General features: G+C 60.6%; 22 protein-coding genes. 17 read left to right on the top strand and 5 right to left on the bottom strand.

Annotated features, from left to right (window positions below; translation table 11 throughout):
- Positions 1–137 precede the first annotated feature (137 nt).
- The 9 genes from ABJO75_RS18990 (at position 138) to ABJO75_RS18950 (ending at position 9578) form a co-directional block, all read left to right on the top strand.
- Complete coding sequence (locus ABJO75_RS18990; RefSeq protein WP_348124278.1) at positions 138–551, top strand: Hsp20 family protein; 414 nt, start codon at positions 138–140, stop codon at positions 549–551.
- A 3-nt stretch (positions 552–554) separates the two neighbouring features.
- Positions 555–779, top strand: a complete 225-nt coding sequence (locus tag ABJO75_RS18985) for a DUF1150 family protein (protein ID WP_348124276.1) — start codon at positions 555–557, stop codon at positions 777–779.
- A 37-nt stretch (positions 780–816) separates the two neighbouring features.
- The gene (locus tag ABJO75_RS18980) at positions 817–1698 is read left to right on the top strand and encodes a PhzF family phenazine biosynthesis protein (protein ID WP_348124273.1); all 882 of its coding nucleotides are present in this window, start codon (positions 817–819) and stop codon (positions 1696–1698) included.
- Positions 1691–2560, top strand: a complete 870-nt coding sequence (locus ABJO75_RS18975; protein WP_348124271.1) for a glycosyltransferase family 10 — start codon at positions 1691–1693, stop codon at positions 2558–2560. Before ABJO75_RS18980 ends, ABJO75_RS18975 begins: the two co-directional genes overlap by 8 nt.
- 140 nt (positions 2561–2700) lie before the next feature.
- A complete protein-coding gene (locus ABJO75_RS18970; RefSeq protein WP_348124436.1) occupies positions 2701–3480 on the top strand; it encodes a uracil-DNA glycosylase in 780 nt (259 codons plus the stop codon).
- Positions 3477–4085: a metallophosphoesterase family protein gene (locus ABJO75_RS18965; protein ID WP_348124269.1), complete on the top strand. Its 609-nt coding sequence runs from the start codon at positions 3477–3479 to the stop codon at positions 4083–4085. The genes ABJO75_RS18970 and ABJO75_RS18965 overlap by 4 nt, the downstream gene beginning before the upstream one ends.
- Positions 4086–4088: 3 nt before the next feature.
- Entirely contained in the window at positions 4089–4631 is a 543-nt protein-coding gene (moaB, locus tag ABJO75_RS18960) for a molybdenum cofactor biosynthesis protein B (protein ID WP_348124267.1), read from the top strand.
- Positions 4632–4724: 93 nt separating this feature from the next.
- Entirely contained in the window at positions 4725–6179 is a 1455-nt protein-coding gene (locus ABJO75_RS18955; protein ID WP_348124265.1) for an HlyD family efflux transporter periplasmic adaptor subunit, read from the top strand.
- Positions 6180–6185: 6 nt separating this feature from the next.
- Complete coding sequence (locus tag ABJO75_RS18950; protein WP_348124263.1) at positions 6186–9578, top strand: efflux RND transporter permease subunit; 3393 nt, start codon at positions 6186–6188, stop codon at positions 9576–9578.
- Here the strand turns inward: ABJO75_RS18950 and ABJO75_RS18945 are convergent.
- Complete coding sequence (locus ABJO75_RS18945; RefSeq protein ID WP_348124261.1) at positions 9554–9979, bottom strand: NUDIX hydrolase; 426 nt, start codon at positions 9977–9979, stop codon at positions 9554–9556. The two genes, ABJO75_RS18950 and ABJO75_RS18945, sit on opposite strands and share 25 nt — an antisense overlap.
- A gap of 1 nt (position 9980) precedes the next feature.
- Positions 9981–10796 carry a protein-disulfide reductase DsbD domain-containing protein gene (locus ABJO75_RS18940; protein ID WP_348124259.1) on the bottom strand — a complete coding sequence of 272 codons (816 nt, stop codon included), beginning with the start codon at positions 10794–10796 and terminating at the stop codon, positions 9981–9983.
- Positions 10797–10952: 156 nt separating this feature from the next.
- On the opposite strand from ABJO75_RS18940, the gene ABJO75_RS18935 reads away from it, so the two are divergent.
- On the top strand, positions 10953–11507 hold the full coding sequence (locus ABJO75_RS18935; protein WP_348124257.1) for a YqgE/AlgH family protein: 555 nt from the start codon (positions 10953–10955) through the stop codon (positions 11505–11507).
- A 72-nt stretch (positions 11508–11579) separates the two neighbouring features.
- Here the strand turns inward: ABJO75_RS18935 and ABJO75_RS18930 are convergent, their stop codons facing one another.
- A complete protein-coding gene (locus ABJO75_RS18930) occupies positions 11580–12533 on the bottom strand; it encodes an L-threonylcarbamoyladenylate synthase (protein WP_348124255.1) in 954 nt (317 codons plus the stop codon).
- Between the two features lie 124 nt (positions 12534–12657).
- Between ABJO75_RS18930 and ABJO75_RS18925 the strand changes: the two genes are divergently transcribed.
- The 7 genes from ABJO75_RS18925 to ABJO75_RS18895 all read left to right on the top strand — a co-directional run bounded on the left by ABJO75_RS18925 (position 12658) and on the right by ABJO75_RS18895 (position 19199).
- A complete protein-coding gene (locus ABJO75_RS18925; RefSeq protein ID WP_348124253.1) occupies positions 12658–14361 on the top strand; it encodes an acyl-CoA dehydrogenase in 1704 nt (567 codons plus the stop codon).
- A gap of 2 nt (positions 14362–14363) precedes the next feature.
- Positions 14364–15422, top strand: a complete 1059-nt coding sequence (locus tag ABJO75_RS18920) for an MBL fold metallo-hydrolase (protein WP_348124433.1) — start codon at positions 14364–14366, stop codon at positions 15420–15422.
- Positions 15415–15867 carry a DUF6173 family protein gene (locus ABJO75_RS18915; protein ID WP_348124251.1) on the top strand — a complete coding sequence of 151 codons (453 nt, stop codon included), beginning with the start codon at positions 15415–15417 and terminating at the stop codon, positions 15865–15867. Before ABJO75_RS18920 ends, ABJO75_RS18915 begins: the two co-directional genes overlap by 8 nt.
- A gap of 74 nt (positions 15868–15941) precedes the next feature.
- On the top strand, positions 15942–17780 hold the full coding sequence (locus ABJO75_RS18910; RefSeq protein ID WP_348124249.1) for a glycerophosphodiester phosphodiesterase: 1839 nt from the start codon (positions 15942–15944) through the stop codon (positions 17778–17780).
- Entirely contained in the window at positions 17767–18348 is a 582-nt protein-coding gene (locus tag ABJO75_RS18905; RefSeq protein WP_348124247.1) for a hypothetical protein, read from the top strand. The genes ABJO75_RS18910 and ABJO75_RS18905 overlap by 14 nt, the downstream gene beginning before the upstream one ends.
- A 93-nt stretch (positions 18349–18441) precedes the next feature.
- The gene (locus ABJO75_RS18900) at positions 18442–18576 is read left to right on the top strand and encodes an aa3-type cytochrome c oxidase subunit IV (RefSeq protein ID WP_348124245.1); all 135 of its coding nucleotides are present in this window, start codon (positions 18442–18444) and stop codon (positions 18574–18576) included.
- A gap of 14 nt (positions 18577–18590) precedes the next feature.
- Positions 18591–19199: a hypothetical protein gene (locus ABJO75_RS18895; protein ID WP_348124243.1), complete on the top strand. Its 609-nt coding sequence runs from the start codon at positions 18591–18593 to the stop codon at positions 19197–19199.
- Here ABJO75_RS18895 and ABJO75_RS18890 read toward each other — a convergent pair.
- Entirely contained in the window at positions 19188–19517 is a 330-nt protein-coding gene (locus ABJO75_RS18890) for an AzlD domain-containing protein (protein WP_348124241.1), read from the bottom strand. The genes ABJO75_RS18895 and ABJO75_RS18890 overlap by 12 nt on opposite strands.
- On the bottom strand, positions 19514–20230 hold the full coding sequence (locus tag ABJO75_RS18885; RefSeq protein ID WP_348124239.1) for an AzlC family ABC transporter permease: 717 nt from the start codon (positions 20228–20230) through the stop codon (positions 19514–19516). Before ABJO75_RS18885 ends, ABJO75_RS18890 begins: the two co-directional genes overlap by 4 nt.
- Positions 20231–20270: the final 40 nt, after the last annotated feature.

Below are 20270 nucleotides of genomic sequence, written 5' to 3'. Positions count from 1 at the left end.
TTGGTGTTCAGCGTACGCGCAGAAGATGTTTTCGCCTAGACCTTGTTAACGGACGGGATTCACCCCATGTTTGTTCAGTGCGGTTGCCAGAATGGGACCGCGCGCACCGTCGCTTTTTATGTCAAAGGACGAAGTACGTGTCAAAACTCACTCTGGCTTCATACCCCCATTTGCTGGGATTCGAGCAATTGGAACGCTTGCTGGAACGGTCATCCAAGACCGGCAATGAAGGCTATCCCCCATTTAACATCGAACAGACGTCGGAACGGTCCTACCGGATCACGCTGGCTGTCGCAGGGTTTGCCGAATCCGATCTTTCGATCACGGTCGAGGATCGGCAATTGGTGATCCGTGGTCGTCAGTCCGATGACAGCGAAGGGCGAATCTATCTGCATCGCGGCATCGCCGCGCGTCAGTTTCAGCGCATGTTCGTCTTGGCCGATGGAGTCGAGGTGGGCGAGGCGATCATGGAAAACGGGCTGTTGCACGTGGACCTGACCCGCGCCGCGCCAGAGACCGTCGTGCAGACAATCAGTATCAAGAAAGGGTAAGTTATGAATACGCCATTTGAATTCGACCAATCCAGTGACCGGATCGTCTATGTCAAAACCGTGGATGTGACCGACTTGCCGCAGGAAGTGCGGGCAGAAGCCGGGGATCTGGATCAACTTTACGCCGTGCACAGCGCGGATGGCGAACAGCTGGCCTTGGTGTCAGACCGTCAGACCGCCTTTGTTCTGGCGCGCCAGCACGACTATTCACCGGTCGCGGTGCACTAAGCCTGTCGGCAATCTGGTCTGTCGCGAAAGGGCCAATATGACAATCTATCAGTTTGACTGGGTGGATGCGTTCACCGACCAGCCGTTCTGTGGCAATGGCTGTGCGGTTGTCCATCAGGGTGCCGGGTTGAGCGACGAAACCTGCATGGCCTACGTGCGCGAGACCTCTCTGGTGGAATGCACCTTTACCGGCCCGTCTGAGGTTGCTGATATACGTGTGCGTTACTTCTTGGCAAGCCGCGAGATCCCGTTTGCGGGGCATCCAACGATCGCAACGGTTGCCGCGATGCGATCGCGAGGCATGGTCACTGGTGATCGACTGGTACTCGAAACCGGGGCCGGACTGGTTGACGTGCGCCTTGACGGCGAATTGATCGAGATGACGCAGGTCGCGCCTGAGTTTGGTGCGAAACCAAGTGCGGCACGGGTGGCGCATGCGGTCGGCTTGATGCCGGATGCGATCATCGCACAACCACAGGTGGTTTCAACCGGGCTGCCGTTTTGCATCACTGTCCTGCGCGATCACGGGGACCTGCGGGCTGCGCGACTGAATGTTGACGCATTGCGCGACATGGCAGCCGATCTGGGCTATGGTGGTACGGATATGATGGAGCCATTTCTTGTGACATTGACCGGTGTAACCGAAGCCGGAGATACATTTTCGAGATTGCTGCTGGCGCCGCCCAGCCCGCCGGAAGATCCGTTCACTGGGTCGGCGACCGGCGCAATGGCCGCCTATCTGTGGCACCATGGGTTGATGGAAAAGAACAGCTTTGTCGCCCAGCAAGGACATTGGATGGGCCGCCCCGGACAGGCTCGTGTCAGTCGGGTTGGACCGGGTGATGCGATGACCGGAATCCAGGTCGCAGGAAACGGTCATGTCCTGATGCGCGGCGAAGTAGACATGCCGGATGGCTGAGGCCCCGTCGATTGCGATCCTGCCCTATGGCGTGGCGCTTGGCGCTGCCTTGGCGGCACGACCCGCAGATGAGCTTATTTGGCCGGAAGGCTGCCCCGAACGTCTTGCAGGGGCCCGTGTCGGGGATCTGTTACCGACCGATCATCTGATCGTCTTTCCCAAGACAAGTATGCACTTCCTGCGAAACTGGGGCACGCGGGCACGGGTTTCGTTGATCATGGGCGAGCCATCATTCATCCATTCCAAACACATCCGGTTGCTGCGATTGACGCACCGTCGGTTCTTTCGGGTGCTGACCTTCAGCCAGACCCTGCTGGACAAGATTCCCAACGCGATATTGTTTCCCTTGGGCGGCACGTGGGTGCCGGATTGGCGCACACGTGACCTGACCAAGACACGGGCTTGCTCGTTGATCGCGTCGGCGAAAAAAGACACCACCGGGCATAAGCTGCGCCATGCTGTTGTTGATCAGGTCAGAGTGCGGGGGCTGGATGTGGATGTCATGGGCGGTGGCTATGCACCGTTCAAGGACAAGGCTGACGGGCTGGCCCCCTATCGCTATTCCGTGGTGATCGAGAATATGCGCGAGCAGAACTATTTCTCGGAAAAGCTGCTGGATGCGGTGTTTTGCGGGACTGTGCCGATTTATTGGGGGTGTCCCAACCTGCCGGACTTTCTTGACCCAGCAGGGCTGATCCAGTGTCAGAGCGAGGCGGATATCCTTGCGGCGCTCGCTGACATGTCCGAGGCGGATTACGTGGCGCGCGTTCCGCAACTGGAACGCCTCAGGACGCAGTTGGAGCCTTATGCCGATATCCAGACACGTGCGGTAACGACGCTACGAGAGGCGATCGCCGCCTAGCAGGCCTATGCGGCACAACTGTGAAACCGCAAACTTGATGGTGATCTGGCACGCAGGCCCGCAGGGTCGTGCCGGAAAATTTGCGATGCGCGGGGCGCAGAGGGTTTTCGGTCGTCCCAAGGGGGGCTAGCTTGCGTCACATGGAATCGGCATTGGATTATCAAACAGCAGGGGCGCTCTTGGAGTGGCAGCACGAACTGGGCGTGACCGACGCCATTGGTGATGCCCCCATTGATCGCTATGCTTTGCCGGATGCCGCACCCTGGCTGCAAAAAAAACAGGCACCGGCTAGCGCCAAAGCTGTGACACCTGCGCCGGAGCAGCAAGAGGATCCAGTCAAGGTCGCCGAGGAGGCGGCGCGGCGCGCGGAAACGCTGGAAGGTCTGCGGGCGGCGATGGGCGCGTTTGAACTGTGTGAATTGAAAAAGGGCGCGCGTAATCTGGTGTTTTGCGATGGGGTGGCCGGAGCGCGGGTCATGATCATCGGCGAGGCACCCGGCCGTGACGAGGATCGCGAGGGGCGCCCCTTTGTCGGGCGCGCCGGACAATTGCTCGACCGGATGCTGGCTGCGGTGAACCTGAGCCGCGAGGCGTCAGTCTACATCACTAACGTGCTGCCGTGGCGCCCGCCGCAAAACCGGGACCCAAAGTCCGAAGAGATCGCGATGATGCAGCCGTTTTTGCGACGGCACGTGGAACTGGCCGCTCCGGATTTCATCGTTCTGATGGGCAATATCAGTTGTCAGGCCGTGCTTGGTCGGCGCGGGATCACCCGACTGCGGGGGAACTGGGCAGAAGCCTATGGGCGGCCCGTTCTGCCAATGTGCCACCCGGCCTACCTGCTGCGCCAACCAATTGCCAAGCGCGAGGCATGGGCAGATTTGCTGAGCCTGCAGGCGAAACTGAAAGGAGCATCATGAAGGTTCTGGCATTTTCTGACCTGCATGGGGCACGCAACCGGGCCGAGGCCATTGTCGCGGCAAGTGAGGCCGCCGATCTGGTGATCGGGGCCGGAGATTTTTGCAACATGCGGCAGGGCCTGGACGATGCGATGGCAATGTTGGCGGGGATCACCGCGCCGCTGGTTATGGTGCCGGGCAATGCCGAAAGCCATGATGAATTGCTTGCCGCCGCGCCGAAAGGGGCGATCGTGCTGCACGGGCAGGGTGCAGTTGTTGCTGGTCTGCGCCTTTTCGGACTGGGCTATGGCGTGCCGGAAACACCCTTCGGTGAGTGGTCCTGTGACCTGTCCGAGGCACGCGCCGCAGAAATGATGGCGGAATGCGGTATGGCAGATATCATGATCCTGCACTCGCCGCCCAAAGGCGTGGTGGACCGTACGTCGACGGGCCAATCGGTTGGGTCCGATGCGATCAACGCGGCAATTGCGCGGATACAACCGCAACTCGCCGTTTGTGGGCACATCCATGACAGTTGGGGTAAACGCGGCACAATCGGCACCAGCGAGGTTGTCAATCTGGGGCCGGTGCCGAACTGGTTCGAGATCGATCCACAGGAAAGTTGACGCATGTCACGAATTGACGAAAGCAAAGAGTTCATCCCGGTGAGGATCGCGGTTCTGACAGTGTCAGATACGCGCAGCCAGACCGAGGATCGGTCAGGTCAGGTTCTGGTTGATCGGTTGACGGCTGCCGGACATGTACTTGCGGATCGGTCTATCCTGCCGGACGAACGAAACGAGATTGCCGCACAGCTGCGCAAATGGATCGCGGACCGCGACGTTGACGTGGTGATCAGCACTGGCGGGACCGGCCTGACCGGACGGGATGTGACCGTCGAGGCGCACAGGGACGTATACGAAAAGGAAATCGACGCCTTTGGCACGGTGTTCACCATGGTGTCGATGACCAAGATCGGCACCAGTGCGGTGCAGTCCCGCGCGACGGGCGGCGTGGCGGGCGGCACCTATCTGTTTGCGTTGCCCGGAAGCCCCGGTGCCTGCAAGGATGCGTGGGACGAGATCCTGTCGCTGCAACTGGATTTTAGGCATCGCCCCTGCAATTTTGTGGAAATAATGCCGCGATTGGACGAACATCAGCGACGGAAATAGTCTTGCCCTGCGTAACACCCTTGTGGCTTGGCATTCTTTGGGGCCGCGCTAGGATAGGTGAGGGCCGCAAATGCGGGCCTGGGGATGTTTACGATGCGCTTTTTACGACAAAGTCTGGTTGGTCTGTTGCTGGCGTCCGTGACGCTGGCGCTGATGATCTATGCGGTCAGCATGGTGATGTCCGCAGTGCAGACGCGCATGAGCGACGACAAGACCCCTCCGCAAGCCCGCGAGCGTGTGTTTGCCGTGAACGTGGTCACGGCCAGAAACGAAACGATAGCGCCGCTGTTGCAGGCCTTTGGGCAGGTGCAGAGCCGTCGTATGCTTGAGCTGCGCACGGCGGTGGGCGGGCGCATCGTGTCATTGGCCGAGAGCTTTGAAGAAGGCGGCGAAGTCCGGACCGGCGATATTCTTGTCGAGATTGATCCGGCGAATGCACAGGCCTCGCTGGATCGGCTGCAGAGCGATCTTCTCGATGCCGAGGCCGAACAGCGTGATGCAGAACGGGTGCTGTTTCTGGCGCGTGACGAACTGGCAGCAGCCGAGGATCAGGCGACCTTGCGTGAACGCGCGTTTGATCGACAAAAGAACCTGCAGGAACGTGGCGTTGGTACCGCGCTGACGGTCGAAGTTGCCGAACTTGCCGCTGCATCGGCGCGGCAGGCGGTTCTGTCGCGGCGGCAGGCGGTGGCGCAGGCCGAAGCTCGGGTGGATCAGGCGGCAACATCACTTGCGCGGGTTCGGATCGCGGTCGCCACAGCCGAAAGGGACTTGGCGGAAACCACGATGCGCGCCACCTTTGATGGCACGCTCAGCGAGGTAAGCCTGGTCGAAGGCCGGCTGGTTTCAACGAACGAAAAACTGGCGACGCTGATTGATCCCTACGCGCTTGAGGTGGCGTTTCGGGTGTCCACGGCGCAGTATTCGCGGCTTCTGGATGATGCAGGCAGGCTGATCTCGGCTGATGTCACGGCGTCGTTGGATGTGACTGGCGCCGAGTTGTTGGCAGAGGGCCGGATCAACCGCGACAGTGCCATCGCGGGCGAAGGGCAATCCGGACGGATGATCTTTGCGAGGCTGGGCAACGCGCCGGGGTTCAAGCCGGGGGATTTTGTCACCGTGTCTGTACAGGAACCGCCGATAGAAAATGTCGCACGGCTGCCCGCTTCGGCGCTGGATGCGGCGCAGACGGTGCTGGTGCTCGGGGTCGAGGACCGGCTTGAATCGCTGCAGGTGGAATTGGTGCGGCGGCAGGGTGATGACATTCTGGTGCGTGGCGCCGGGCTCGCCGGGCGAGAGGTCGTGGTCGGACGCACACCGCTGTTGGGCGCGGGTATCCGTGTGCGGCCCTTGCGGGAAGAGGCGAGCGCCACACCGGAACAGGCGATGCTGGAACTCAGCGACGACCGCCGCGCGCGGCTGGTTGCGGCGATTGAGGCCAACCAACGAATGCCGGCAGAGGCCAAGGCACGGGTTCTCGCGCAACTCTCAGAGACCCATGTTCCGTCCCGACTGGTCGAGCGGATCGAATCCCGCAGTGGCGGATAACGCAGGATGGCACGCGAGATTCCCAAGGCGGCAGGCGGGGTGCTGTCGTATTTCACCCGGCACCGGACGGTCGCGAACCTCTTGCTGCTTGTCATGCTGGTTATGGGGACTGCGGCGATCCCGAATATGCGGGCGCAGTTTTTTCCGGACGTGATCGTTGATGAAGTGACCGTCAGGGTCGAGTGGGAAGGCGCGGGCCCCGAGGATGTCGACGGGGCCATCGTTCAGGTGCTCGAACCGACGCTACTGGCCGTGGATGGGGTTGAAAGCTCATCCTCGTCGTCGCGTGAAGGCATCGGGATCATCGAACTGGAGTTCGAACCCGGCTGGGATATGGCGCGGGCGGCGGATGATACGCAGGCGGCGGTCGATGCCGTGACAACGCTGCCGGACGAGGCTGAAGAGCCGACCGTGCGCCGGGGTGCATGGCGGGATCGGGTCACGGATGTGGTGATCACCGGGCCGATTGGGGCGGGACAACTGGCGCTGTTTGCGGACGAATTTGTCAATCGCCTGTTCGCGGTTGGCGTGACGCGGACCACGATCAGCGGAGTTGCCGCCCCGCAGACCCTGATCGAGGTCCCGTCGGCCAAGCTGATCGCGAATGATATCAGCATGACCGAGATCGCAAATGCCGTGGCGGCCGAGGTTGAAACCAACCCGGCAGGCGATGTGACAGGGGCCAACGCACGGGTCCGCACAGGCACCGAAAAACGCGCGCCCGAGGATATTTCGGGGATCGTCCTGCGCTCGAACCCGGACGGCTCCACGCTGACGGTCGGGGATGTGGCGACGATCAGGGTCGAGGGGGTCGACCGCAACCGCAGCTATTTCGTGGGCGACAATGCCGCCATGTCGATCCGTGTGGACCGGTCGGATCAGGGCGATGCAATCGGTATTCAGCGGCAGGTCGAAGAGGTCGCCGACGAAATGCTGTTGAGCCTGCCCGCCGGGGTCACGATCGATTTGATCCGCACCCGCGCCGAGGCGATCAGCGGGCGTCTGAACATTCTGGTGGAGAATGGCATCATGGGCCTCGGGCTGGTGGTGGGGCTGCTGTTCCTGTTCCTCAACGCCCGGACAGCGTTCTGGGTGGCCGCCGGGATCCCGGTGGCGATGTTTGCCGCGATTGCTCTGATGTATATCGGCGGGTTGACCATCAACATGGTCAGTCTGTTCGGCTTGATCATCACGCTTGGGATTGTTGTGGATGATGCCATTGTGGTGGGCGAGCACGCCGATTTCCGGTCGCGGCGTCTGGGGGAGCATCCGGTCGTGGCCGCCGAAAATGCCGCCCGCCGGATGGCAATGCCGGTCTTTGCCGCCACCCTGACCACAGTGATCGCGTTCTTTGGGCTGACGGCAGTTGGCGGGCGGTTCGGCGACCTGATCAAGGATATTCCATTCACCGTGATCGCAGTTTTGACCGCGTCTTTGGTCGAGTGTTTTCTGATCCTGCCCAATCATATGTCTCACGCCATCGCGCATTCGGCGAAAGAGCATTGGTACGACTGGCCCAACCGGGTGGTCAATCGCGGGTTCCGATGGGTGCGGGATCGTCTGTTTGCCCCATTCATGGGGTGGGTGATCAAGGGCCGGTATGTGGTGCTGGCGGCGGCGGTTGCGGTTCTTGCAAGTCAGGTCGCGGTGTTCATCCGCGGGGATGTGCAATGGCGCTTTTTCAACGCGCCAGAGCGGGGTTCTGTCACCGGAAATTTTGCTATGGTCGAAGGGGCCACGCGGACCGATACGCTTGCCATGAAGCGCGAAATGCAACGGGCGACCGAGGCATTGGGCAAGGACTATGAGGACCGATATGGCACCAACCCGCTGCTTTACGTGATGGCAGAAGTCGGGGGCAATTCGGGTCGCAGTCTACCCGGCGCAGATATCAAGGACAGTGACTTGCTGGGCGGTATCGCAATTGAATTGATCGACGCCGATCTGCGTCCTTATTCAAGTTTTGCGTTTGTCGGAGAACTTCAGGATTCGGTGCGCCGCCATCCGCTTGTCGAAGTGGTTTCTTTTCGCGGTTGGCGATCCGGGCCGGGCGGAGATGCGCTGGATGTGCAGTTCTTTGGTGCCGATGTGCAGACCCTGAAGGCCGCAAGTCAGGACCTGCAGGCGGCCTTGCTGCGCTATCCCGAAGTGTCTGCAGTCGAGGACAATCTGGCCTATGACAAGGAGGAGCTCATCCTTGATCTGACTCCACAGGGGCAGGCATTGGGTTTTACCATCGACACGCTGGGGCAGGCCCTGCGGGCGCGGCTGAACGGGATCGAGGCGGCGACCTATCCGGATGGTCCGCGCAGCGCGTCGATCCGCGTGGAACTGCCCGAAGGGGAGCTAAGCGCTGACTTTCTTGAGCGCACCTATATGCGCGCACCAAATGGCGTCTACGTGCCGCTGTCGGATGTGGTCAGCGTGCAGCAGCGTACCGGCTTTTCGACCGTGCGGCGCGAGAATGGCATTCGGCTGATTTCAGTGACCGGCGATATTGCCGAAGATGATCCCGCCCGCGCCGCCGAAATTCAGACCACGCTCGAAGCCGAGATCCTGCCCAAGATCGCCAGCGAACGGCAGGTAGACTGGCGCCTGTCCGGGCTGAGCGAGCAGGAAAGCGATTTTCTCACCGATGCGCGAAACGGTCTGATCCTGTGTCTGACCGGGATTTACTTGGTGCTGGCCTGGGTGTTTGCAAGCTGGACCCGACCTTTGGTGGTCATGGCAATCATACCCTTTGGGTTGGTCGGAACAATTTGGGGCCATCACCATTGGGGCGTGCCGCTGAGTATGTTCACGGTCGTCGGTCTGTTGGGGATGACCGGTATCATCATAAACGATTCCATTGTGCTGGTGACCACGATTGACCAATACGCACGCGAACGCGGCCTGTTCCAATCTATCATCGAAGGCGCAATGGATCGCCTGCGCCCGGTGATGCTGACCACGCTGACCACGGTTCTGGGCCTCGCTCCGCTGCTTTTTGAACAGAGCCAGCAGGCACAGTTCCTCAAACCCACAGTAATCACGCTGGTCTATGGCTTGGCCTTTGGCATGATCCTCGTGCTGTTGGTCGTACCGGCGCTGGTGGCCGCGCAGCAGGATATCGCGCGCCCGCTGGCGGCATTGCGGCGGGCTTTGCGCAGCCCGGTCCGACCGTTGCGTGGGATGATCTGGGCCACAGGGGCGCTGTTGTTTGGCTGGTTGGCGGCGACGCTCGGGCTGACGGTCGTGACCGGGGCGCTGCCGGGACAGTTGGCCGATCTGTTCCCTGTCCTTCGCGATATGACACCAATGCGCTCGGCACTAGTTGTGTTTTTGCCGGGTGCGGTACTAATCGTTGCGCTGGCTTGGGTGACTGCGGTGATGGGCTATTTGCGCAAATCGATGGCCTGATCCATCACAGAGATTACGCGGTCGCTCATCGCGAGGTCGCCGCGCCTTACTTGCTCAAACGGGAACCACGCCGCATCCTCGACATCATCAGCGGCACATGGCGTCCCACTGACATACTCACACAGCACTGCAGCCAGCAGATAGTGCAGGATGGTCTGGCCATCTGTGTCCCGGCCGATTACGTCGATATTGGTGATATAGTCGACCGGCGTAGCGATCACACTGGTTTCCTCATGCAGTTCACGCGCGGCGGCGGCGAGCGCGGTTTCCCCCAGTTCCACGTGGCCACCGGGAAACCCCCAGAGCCCGGCATCCGGTGGATTTCTGCGTTGCGCCAGCAAAACGTGACCGTCTGAAATCACCACGGCAATAGCACCGAGCCGAGGTGCTTGGCTGGCCATATTAACCCGGTGTGCAGCCACGGATATCAACTGCGTGACGTTTTCCCAGAACCGTGATGCGGATCGCCGAACGGTCGATCGCAAGCGGACCGCCGGTGACCGGGATCAGGTCGCTGACCGCCAACAGCGCTCCGCCTTCGCGACGGGTTTCGGTCTGCGAAGCCCAGATGCGCGGGCTCCCCGGTTCGATCACGGCAACCTCTTGGCCTCCTGCCGATGGCATTGCGATCCTGGCCTGAAGGCGCATCCCGCCATCAACCGGCGAGAGCCGGCATGTGGCCGAGGTCACGCCCCCCTCCTTCTGGGTGAACGGTCGCTGCGCCATCGCTGCGGCAATGGCCGGGTTGCGGCCCGCCTTGGCATCCAATTGATGATCGATCGCAAGCGTTCCGGGCACACAAATGTCCTTGCAGATACCGACATCGACCTTGCCACGCAATTGTACGGGGCGCGAAGGATCCGCAGGGGTGATCTCGACCGGCAGGACCAACTGGGTCTTGTAGCCAATGGACTGCATGCCATTCTGATCGAACACATGCGGCGTCGGCCAGGTGATCTCCAGATGTCCGAGGTTCTGTGAGCGCCCCCAGTCAAACTGCGGCGGTATGCCCGCATCGCCGGGCGCGCGCCAATAGGTTTTCCAACCGTCCGACAGAGTTAAACGCAGCGCGGTCATGTATGTGCCGCGCTTGGTCAGCCCGCCGTCAAGAACATCGGCCCGCACCAGATCGCCTACCTTGACTTGCGCGTGCAGCGGCAGGGCGGCGAACGTGATGGCGGCGACGAGAGCCAGCAGAGAATGAATGCGTGATGTCATGACAATCTAAATGCGCGTTCCGTGGTGCAATGCCAAGTCACGTTCCGGTCAAGATCACTACATCGCAGAAATTCACCCGAACTGTCTCTTGCGCCGGGATAGGGCTGGCGCCATGTTGAACCTATGGACGTGCAGGAGACGACAGCGGGAAAACTCATGGATCTAACCGGAAAACTGCTGATTGCGATGCCCGGAATGGGTGATCTGCGTTTTGAACACTCGGTGATATTCTTATGCAGCCACAGCACCGAGGGTGCGATGGGGCTGATCGTCAACAAACCGGCAGAGGACGTGCGCCTCTCTCACTTGCTGGAGCAGCTCGACATTAAGCCTGACGAGCCAGCGAAGGATATGACCGTTTATTTCGGCGGCCCCGTCGAAAGCGCACGCGGCTTTGTTCTGCACTCGCCCGATTACCAATCGAATCTGCAGTCCTTGGCGGTCTCTGACGAATTCAGTATGACCGCGACATTGGACATCCTCGAAGACATTGCCACCGGCACCGGGCCAAAACGGGGGCTGATGCTGCTGGGCTACGCCGGTTGGGGGCCGGGCCAGCTGGAAGGCGAGATTTCCATGAATGGCTGGCTGACCGCCGAAGCGGATGCGGATCTGGTCTTTGATATGGCCGATGCCGAGAAATGGGGCGCGGCGCTGCAGTCGTTGGGAGTTGATCCCCTCAGCCTCTCGGCAAGTGCAGGACACGCCTGAATTTCGTCTTTGTCCAAATACTCCGGGGAGTGTGAGGGGCAGCGCCCTTCATTCTTCACCCACCCAAAACCCTTATGAATCGCGCGGCGCGGCGGCGCGGCGAAGACGGTCATTGATCGCGGCGCCGAGGCCATGATCGGGGATGGGTGCGACCGCTATGGGCCGTCCGGTCAGATCCAACTCATGCAGATGACCAAAGAGATTGGCAGCCGCTTCGGTCAGGTCCCCGTTTCGCGAAAGGTTCAAATCGCCGCTAACTCCACCAAAGGCAAGAAGCACCTCATCCGTCCGGGCCACCTCGGCGTTCAGCCGGAGCGTTGCCTTTGGCGCATAGTGTGAAAGCAGTTGGCCCGGCGCGTTAAGTGCGTCGGAGACGTGGTGCCGCACCAACTCCTGTCCAAGTGCAGCCTCGATCGGCTCTGCCGGCAGGCCACCGGGGCGAAGCAGGCGCGGCGTGTCATCGGCAAGGCCGACAATTGTGGATTCTAACCCAACGTCGCAGGCGCCATCATCAATCACAGCCGCGATGCGTCCGCCCAATCCGGCAAGGACATGTGCAGCGGTGGTCGGGCTGATTCGCCCGGACGGGTTGGCCGAGGGCGCGGCAAGCGGGCCACCAAAAGCACGAAGTAACGCGCGCGCAGTTGGGTGCGCGGGTACGCGCACCGCGAGCGTATCAAGACCTGCGGTGACAAGGGGCGCGATGCCGTGTCCCTCACGCAGCGGCAGAACCAAGGTCAGCGGGCCGGGCCAGAATGCCATTGCCAGCCTGTCGGCCATATGGGACCACATGACAAGCCGTTGCGCGGTTTCGATATCAGGGACATGTGCAATCAACGGGTTGAAGGCGGGTCGGCCCTTGGCCTCGTATACCCGCGCAACCGCAGGCCCCGATCGCGCGTCTCCACCCAGCCCGTAAACTGTTTCCGTTGGAAAGGCGACTGAGTCGCCCTGCGCCAGCAGATCAGCGGCCCGCGCAAGATCAGCGGATGAGGCAGTCAAGGTTTGTGTCGGTTGTGTTGGCATATCCGTGACGCGGCGTTCCAGTTGCGCAAGGGCGCGCGGTGGTTTGCAATAGGGTCTACCCCGTCCCATAGTGGCGACACGCGTCAAAGCCAAGCCCGCCGTTACTCATTACAAGAGGTCCGTCATGTCCTATCGAGCGCCCGTCCAAGATTACGAATTCCTGTTTCGCAACGTTGTCGGCTTTGATCAGGTGGCCGGGACCGAACGCTTTGACGAAGCCAGCCCCGATATGGTGAGCGCGATCCTGACCGAGGCAGGCAAGATGTGCGAAGAGGTCATGGCCCCCTTGCAGCGCAACGGCGATCTGCACCCCGCACGTTTGGAAAACGGTGTGTTGCGCACGTCCCCCGGTTTCGCGGATGGCTGGACCGCGATCGCCGAAGGCGGCTGGATCGGGATGAGCGGCAACCCGGAATATGGTGGAATGGGCCTGCCAATGACGCTTACCACCAGCGTCAGCGAAATGATGAGCGCCGCGTGCCTGTCGCTGCAATTGGCGCCCTTGATGAGCCAGGGCCAGATTGAGGCACTGGATCATCACGCCAGTGATGCGATCAAGGAGTTGTACCTGCCAAAGCTGATCAGCGGCGAATGGGCGGGCACCATGAACCTGACCGAGCCGCAGGCCGGATCGGATGTCGGGGCACTTAGCTCCAAGGCCGAACCGAACAGCGATGGCACCTATGCCGTGACCGGGCAAAAGATCTTCATCAGTTGGGGCGACAATGACTTCGCCGACAATGTCTGTCACCTCGTGCTGGCACGACTGCCCGACGGGGCGCCGGGCACCAAGGGGATCAGCCTGTTCCTGGTGCCCAAGCGGATACCGGATGAAAACGGCAATGCGGGCGTGGCCAATAGCCTCAAAGTGGTGAGCCTTGAGTACAAGATGGGCCTGCACGGCAGCCCGACCTGCGTGATGCAATATGACGGCGCGACCGGCTGGCTGGTCGGTAACGAACATTGTGGCATGGCGGCGATGTTCACCATGATGAACAATGCACGCCTTGGCGTCGGGGGGCAGGGTGTTGGCGCGGCCGAAGGTGCCTATCAGCACGCGCTGGCCTATGCGATGGAGCGCAAGCAGGGCAAGACGCCCAGCGGGACCATCATCGACCACGCTGATGTGCGCCGCATGCTGACGACCATGAAAGCCGACCTTTTTGCCGCGCGCGCCATCATGCTGGCCTGCGCGGTCGCAATCGACATGCAAACGGCGACAGGCGATGCGGAATGGGGCGCACGGGCCGCGTTGTTGACGCCGATTGCCAAGGCGTTTGGGACCGATGTGGGGATCGAGATCGCACAGACCGGTGTGCAGGTACACGGTGGCATGGGCTTTATCGAAGAAACCGGTGCCGCGCAGTATTATCGCGACGTTCGTGTGACCGCGATCTACGAAGGCACCAACGGTATTCAGGCGATGGACCTTGTGGCGCGCAAGATGATGGACGGCGGCGAGGCGGCGGCGCGGCTTCTTGACGAGATCGAAGCCCATGCCGAAGACGCGCGCGGGGCGTTTCCCGAGATGGCCGAGGCCGTATGGCAGGCCACCGAATCCTTGCGCGAGGCGACAGAGTGGCTGGTGTCGCAATCCGACATGAATGATCGCTTTGCCGGGGCGGTACCCTATCTGCGTGCGTTTGCGCGGGTTCTGGGCGGGCATTACCACCTCGCGGCGGCCTTGGCCGACCGGGGCGGCGCGCGGGAGAAACTGGCGCGGTACTACATCACGCGATTGTTGCCGGAACATGCAGGGCTCTTGATTCAGGCGCAGGCCGGGTCTGCGGACCTTTATGCGTTGAATGCAGATGAGTTGAGCGCATGAGCATGGATGGCACGACACCTCCCGTCATCCGCTATCCGTGGCAAACTCCGCCCGAGCGAGGACAGGCCATCGAAGTCGCTGAAGGCGTGTTATGGATGCGCCTGCCGCTGCCGATGAAACTGGACCATGTGAATGTCTATGCTCTGGATGACGGGGATGGCTGGACCATCATCGACACCGGTTTTGACAGCAAGTTGACCAAGGGCATCTGGACCGATCTCATGAATGGGCCGCTGGCGGGTAAACCGGTGAAGCGGGTGGTCATCACCCATCATCACCCGGATCATGTCGGCCTTGCCGGATGGTTTCAGACCGAGCATGGGGCCGAGCTGGTCTCGACCCGGACGTCGTGGTTGTTCGCGCGGATGCTGTTGCTTGACGATCAGCAGTTGCCACCACCAGAAACGCTGGAATTCTGGCGCAGCGCCGGGATGGATGCGGATATCCTCGCGCAGCGGGCCGAGGAAAAGCCATTTAACTACGCCGATATCGTCGCGCCGATGCCACTGGGGTTCACGCGGGTGCAACAGGGTGGCACGATCCGCATGGGCGGGCGAACATGGGATGTTCATATCGGCAATGGACATGCGCCGGAACATGCCACGTTCTGGAGCCGGGACGACAATCTTGTGATCGCAGGTGATCAGATCCTTTGTTCGATCAGCCCCAACATCGGTGTCTACGCCACCGAACCCGAGGCTGATCCGCTTGCAGGATGGCTTGAGGCTTGCGAGCGCTTTCTGCCGCTGGCGCGTGAGGACCAGTTGGTACTGGGTGGACACAAGCTGCCATTCACCGGCTTGCCATTCCGGTTGCAGCAGCTGATCGAGAACCATCACGGGGCGTTGCGTCGCTTGCAAGAGTTCCTTGAAATCCCGCATGCGGCGGCGGCCTGTTTCCCGACCCTGTTCAAGCGGCGAATTGGTGCGGGCGAATACGGACTCGCGCTGGTTGAATCGGTGGCGCATGTGAACCATCTGTATCATGCGGGTCTGGTCAGCCGCAGCCGCGGCGACGACGGCGCCTGGATGTATCAGACACGGACAGGTTCAGATGGATGACGATATCAAGACAACGGCCGAAGCGATCGAGGGCGATGTGTTGCCCCGGATGCATGAGGTTCATGCCGATCCCGAGAATTGTCCGGGTCCGGACTGCGTTCCGGATCGCCTAAAGCAGCCGGTGGCGGGCAAGAGCGCCGCACAATGGGCCTATGAGCGGCTGATCATGTACATCCGCAACTTCGAGGAGCAGTTGGACAGCGAACACGAAGTTGCCATGGGTTTTGTTGGCGGCAATGCCGGGGTGCTGCGGATCGAAGGATTGGGGTTCTATGATCCCGATATCGTGACATTCTATGGAACTGATGCCAGCGGCGCGCGGACCCAGTTGATCCAGCACGTGAGCCAACTGAGCGTGATGTTGCGTGCCCAAGCGAAACCAAGCGCGGATGTTCCGGCGAACCGGATCGGTTTTCGTTTGGCAGCAGATCTGGAAAACACCTGACGCACTCTTGCGTCAGAGCGGTGAGTGGCGTTCTATGGCGCGGGTGTCCCGCAGCCTGAAGGAGCATTGCGCCTATGCCGGCCTTAGCCACTGTAATCGCCGCCTATAGGGCCGCTTGGTCGCGCAGAATCGCCATCATCGGAATCTATCTGGGGCTGCGGCTCGTGGTCTATGCTGTGCTGGCGCCTTTGCTGGGCTTGTCGCTGAATCTCGCGGTGTCCCTTTCGGATCAGTCGGCGCTGACAGATCAGGAGATCGCCGGATTTCTTCTGACGCCAGCAGGGTTTGTTGCTGCCATCGCTGTAATGGCGCTGTTCTTGCTGGTCGAGGTTCTGGGGTTTGCTTTGATGGCGGCACTGTGGCGTGCGGACGGGTCCGATCGACTGGCAAACGGGCGCGCGGCGCTGTTTGCCGTGATTCGGCGCGTAAGGCCGCTGGTCGTGTTCGCCGTCTTGTTCGTTCTGCGGGTGTTGGTGATCGCGCTGCCATTTGTGTTGGCCGGGTTGCTGGTGGCGTGGTTGCTGCTGTCGGACTACGACATCAATTATTATCTGACCAAAAAGCCGCCAGCTGCGTGGATCGCTGGCGCGCTGATAGGTGTCATCGTCTTGGTTCTTGCATGGTTGCTGCTTGTCAGGCTGACCGGCTGGGCGTTAGCCCTGCATCTGGTGCTGTTCGAGGATGTCACGCCGCGCAATGCTTTTGCCGCGAGCGCAACCCGCATGGCCGGACGACGATTCCGGTTGCAGAGAGAAGTGGTGGTCTGGTTGGCTATCCGCGTCGTTCTTGTAACCGGCGTCGGGTTGATCGCGACAGCTCTCCTGAACCTGATGCCGTTGCGTCTGGACGGAGGATTGCGTCTGGCTTTGGCGATGACGCTTGCGGGTGTAACGCTTTGGAGTCTGATGGCGACTGTAGTTTCGGCCCTCGCTCTTGGCGCGCTCGCCCATGTGGTCGACGGGTTCGTGGCAGATGGAGTGCGGCTGAAACCTGTGCGCGGTGCGGGTGGGTTTAAACTGCGCATGAAGTGGATCGGTGCCGCGCTGGCGGCCGTCGTGGGGATCGGGTTCTGGTCGGCGGCAGAGTTGCTGGACGATATCTCTACCGAGGACGACGTCGAAATCATCGCGCACCGTGGTGCGGCAGGTAGCCGACCTGAGAACACTCTGGCCTCGATTGAGAAAGCACTGGAGGATGGGGCTGACTGGGTCGAAATCGACGTTCAGGAAACCGCTGACGGGCAGGTCGTCGTGATCCATGACAGCGACTATATGAAACTGTCGGGCATCAATCTGAAAATTTGGGACGCCACGTTCGAAGAGCTTGCCGATATAGACATCGGCGGCTGGTTCGATCCGACATATGCCGACCAACGAACGCCGTTGTTGCGCGACGTGCTGGAGCTTGCGAAAGGGCGATCAAAGGTTCTGATCGAGCTGAAATATTACGGTCATGACGTGGATCTGGAAAACCGGGTGATCGGGATCGTCAAGGATACCGGGATGGTCGGCAACATTGCCACCATGTCGCTGAAGTACCCGGCAGTCAAAAAGATGCGGCAATTGGAGCCTGACTGGCGAACGGGCGTTCTTGCGGCAACGGTGGTGGGTAACATGGCCCGACTGGACGGGGACTTCGTCGCATTGAGCATGGGACGAACAACTCCCTGGCTGACCAGCAGCATTCAGGACGCAGGCAAAGACCTTTATGTTTGGACCGTCAATGATCCACTGGACATGTCCAAGATGATTTCCATGGGGGTGAACGGGTTGATTACCGATGAACCGGCGCTGGCGCGACAGGTGCTGGAATTCCGGGCGGGCCTGAGCACGCCGGAGCGGTTGGTGCTGTGGATGTCCGAAGAACTGGGCCTGTCGATCAATGCAAAGGAGTATCGCGATGAATCTCCGTAACATAGCCGCACTCGCGGTGATCCTGCCGGGCAGCGTATTTGCCGAAAGCGACGAAAGCCAGAGCGGTGGCATCACCAAGGCGCTGGAAATGCCCGCCCATCGGGCGTTGATCACACGGATCGGGCAAGGCGACACCACACTGGCCCCGTTTCAAACCGATGGGTGCAGTGGCGGGTTGTCTGATGTGTGGCGACTTGTGTCTTCGCAACTGCCGGACTTTGCGGAGGCGCACGAAGAGGCCCCTCCGTGGGAGTCCTGCTGCGTGACCCACGATCGCGCCTATCACGGGATCACCGGGGCGGAAACTGCCGCCGCCAGTTATAATGCTAGGTTGCAGGCGGATGCGGAACTACGAAGCTGCGTGATGGAGACAGGTGAGAGCCGCAAGGATAGTGTCGCCGTCCATTACGACGTCGAGGTTGAGACGGTTGAGGAGGCCTATGAGATCATCGCCCAGAGCATGTATCTTGCAGTGCGATTCGGAGGCGGACCGTGTTCCGGCCTGCCTTGGCGATGGGGATATGGCTGGCCCGACTGCTCGATCCTGCGGCTTGGTGGCGCTGAATGACAAAGATTTGCTGCGCCGTGTATGGTTGACGCGGTGACAGGGATTTGCGAATGCGTTAGGTAACTGCAACGCAAAGCGAACAGGATTTCAGAGATGGCGGACTACAAGCACGGCGAGATGGACATCGAAGCTCAGACTAAGACATTCGAAGGTTTCATGCGATTCACCACATGGTCTGTGATTTGCATTCTCGCGTTTCTGGTGTTTCTGGCGATTTTTGCGCGCTGATCCCAACCCTGAACATGAAAACAGTATTTGCCTGTCTGGCCTTGATCCTCGTGGTGGCGGGTTGCAGCAAGCCGCGCGTCTATGCGCCTGACGACGTCGTCGCACGCGCATCTTATCGCCATTCCGGCCCGCCATCCCTGACCCTCTACACCATGGTCAACAACCGCACTGGGAGTGGTGCGCACACCGGGTTGCTGATCAATGCGTCGGAACGGGTGATCTTTGATCCTGCCGGCTCGTTCTATTCCGAGGCGACACCAGAGCGGCATGACGTGCTGTTCGGGATCACGCCGGGCATGGAAAAGGGCTATCGCAGTGCCCATGCGCGCAGCACCTATCACGTGGTCAGCCAGACGATTGATGTTTCCGCGGCTCAGGCACAAACCGCCTATCAACTTGCGCTTCAGGCCGGGCCGGTGATGGACGCCTTATGCACCTCGAGCACATCAGAGTTACTGTCACAGGTACCGGGCTTCGAATCGATCAAATCCGTGATGTCGCCCAACAAGCTGATGGAGCAGTTTGGGCAGATTCCCGGTGTCACCACGACGAAATACTACGAAGACGATGACGCAGATTTGCAAAAGGCGCTGGAGGAAGGCGTTACGCCTCTAACCCAGTAAATAGAGCAGGCCATAGAGTGTGGCCGCGCCTGCAAATATTGCGACGATGACGTTCTTGGTCAATAGACCGGCCACGATGGTTGCGGCTGCGGCTGCGATACGGGGCAGATCAGGCGTACCACCGGTTGCTGACGGCCAAATGACCAGCGGCGTGACAAGTGCAGGCAGAATCGCCACGGCCGTATACCGCAGATGGCGCAGCAGCCATGCGGGCAATGGCCTGTCCCCAACCAACCCGATAAAGACAAATCGCAGGGCAAAGCTGCCAATGGCGAGCCCGATGATGACGGTCCAGAGTGTGACGGGATCGGGGCTCATGTCCACAACCCACGCCGCTGGAGCCAGACTTCGGTGCGTGCGCCCGCCATCATCGCGGCAAGTCCTGCGATCAACAATCCGGAATTGTACGGCAACCCGGCTGCGGCAATCGCGGTGACGATCGACACCACTGCAGCAACGATATGTGCGGTGGTCCGCAGCATCGGCGCAATCATCGCCAGAAACGCAATGGGCAGAGCAAAATCGAGCGCCCAGCTCTCAGGAATACGCGATCCCATGACCGCTCCGACCAGCGTGGCGCCGTACCAAAACGGGGCGATCAAGGCACAGGTTCCGGCGAAATAGGCGAGCCGCTCGGGCAGGGACATACTCTTATCGGTCTCAAACTGCACAACAGATAGGGCATAGGATTGATCGACGGTGAAATACGCCACCAAAGCCCGCTGCCAAAGTGGTGCGGCCCCAAGATAGGGAGTGAGCGAGGCGGAATACATCGCAACCCGCAGATTTACTGCAAGTGCTGAGGCCAGAACAATCAGGGTTGGCGCGTTTTCCTGCATCAATTGCAGTGCAGCGAACTGCGCGGCACCGGCAAAAACCGTCATCGTAAATGTCATCGTTTCAAAGAGTTTCAAGCCGGCCTCGGTGGCAAGAACTCCGAACAACAGCCCAAACGGTCCGGCGACAAAGATGAAGGGGCTGCTGTCCCTTATCCCTTTCCAGAAATACGATTTCGCGGTGGTGGAGGGCATGCGTTGACCTTAGACTGTGCTCGACTGCACTAGCGACGAA

Source organism: Sedimentitalea sp. (genome assembly GCF_039973035.1).
In the GTDB taxonomy this organism is placed as follows: Bacteria; Pseudomonadota; Alphaproteobacteria; order Rhodobacterales; family Rhodobacteraceae; genus Sedimentitalea.
This window is presented reverse-complemented; position numbering and strand designations above follow the sequence as displayed.

Excerpts from the sequence above, each read along its gene's own strand:
- ABJO75_RS18910 (WP_348124249.1), top strand. The coding sequence starts at position 15,942 with ATGCCGGCCTTAGCCACTGTAATCGCCGCCTATAGGGCCGCTTGGTCG.
- ABJO75_RS18955 (WP_348124265.1), top strand. The coding sequence starts at position 4,725 with ATGCGCTTTTTACGACAAAGTCTGGTTGGTCTGTTGCTGGCGTCCGTG.
- ABJO75_RS18945 (WP_348124261.1), bottom strand. The coding sequence starts at position 9,979 with ATGGCCAGCCAAGCACCTCGGCTCGGTGCTATTGCCGTGGTGATTTCA.
- ABJO75_RS18895 (WP_348124243.1), top strand. The coding sequence starts at position 18,591 with ATGAAAACAGTATTTGCCTGTCTGGCCTTGATCCTCGTGGTGGCGGGT.
- ABJO75_RS18885 (WP_348124239.1), bottom strand. The coding sequence starts at position 20,230 with ATGCCCTCCACCACCGCGAAATCGTATTTCTGGAAAGGGATAAGGGAC.
- ABJO75_RS18920 (WP_348124433.1), top strand. The coding sequence starts at position 14,364 with ATGGATGGCACGACACCTCCCGTCATCCGCTATCCGTGGCAAACTCCG.
- ABJO75_RS18935 (WP_348124257.1), top strand. The coding sequence starts at position 10,953 with ATGGATCTAACCGGAAAACTGCTGATTGCGATGCCCGGAATGGGTGAT.
- ABJO75_RS18915 (WP_348124251.1), top strand. The coding sequence starts at position 15,415 with ATGGATGACGATATCAAGACAACGGCCGAAGCGATCGAGGGCGATGTG.
- ABJO75_RS18970 (WP_348124436.1), top strand. The coding sequence starts at position 2,701 with ATGGAATCGGCATTGGATTATCAAACAGCAGGGGCGCTCTTGGAGTGG.
- ABJO75_RS18905 (WP_348124247.1), top strand. The coding sequence starts at position 17,767 with ATGAATCTCCGTAACATAGCCGCACTCGCGGTGATCCTGCCGGGCAGC.
- ABJO75_RS18925 (WP_348124253.1), top strand. The coding sequence starts at position 12,658 with ATGTCCTATCGAGCGCCCGTCCAAGATTACGAATTCCTGTTTCGCAAC.
- ABJO75_RS18890 (WP_348124241.1), bottom strand. The coding sequence starts at position 19,517 with ATGAGCCCCGATCCCGTCACACTCTGGACCGTCATCATCGGGCTCGCC.
- ABJO75_RS18940 (WP_348124259.1), bottom strand. The coding sequence starts at position 10,796 with ATGACATCACGCATTCATTCTCTGCTGGCTCTCGTCGCCGCCATCACG.
- moaB (WP_348124267.1), top strand. The coding sequence starts at position 4,089 with ATGTCACGAATTGACGAAAGCAAAGAGTTCATCCCGGTGAGGATCGCG.
- ABJO75_RS18950 (WP_348124263.1), top strand. The coding sequence starts at position 6,186 with ATGGCACGCGAGATTCCCAAGGCGGCAGGCGGGGTGCTGTCGTATTTC.
- ABJO75_RS18965 (WP_348124269.1), top strand. The coding sequence starts at position 3,477 with ATGAAGGTTCTGGCATTTTCTGACCTGCATGGGGCACGCAACCGGGCC.
- ABJO75_RS18930 (WP_348124255.1), bottom strand. The coding sequence starts at position 12,533 with ATGCCAACACAACCGACACAAACCTTGACTGCCTCATCCGCTGATCTT.
- ABJO75_RS18985 (WP_348124276.1), top strand. The coding sequence starts at position 555 with ATGAATACGCCATTTGAATTCGACCAATCCAGTGACCGGATCGTCTAT.
- ABJO75_RS18980 (WP_348124273.1), top strand. The coding sequence starts at position 817 with ATGACAATCTATCAGTTTGACTGGGTGGATGCGTTCACCGACCAGCCG.
- ABJO75_RS18975 (WP_348124271.1), top strand. The coding sequence starts at position 1,691 with ATGGCTGAGGCCCCGTCGATTGCGATCCTGCCCTATGGCGTGGCGCTT.
- ABJO75_RS18900 (WP_348124245.1), top strand. The coding sequence starts at position 18,442 with ATGGCGGACTACAAGCACGGCGAGATGGACATCGAAGCTCAGACTAAG.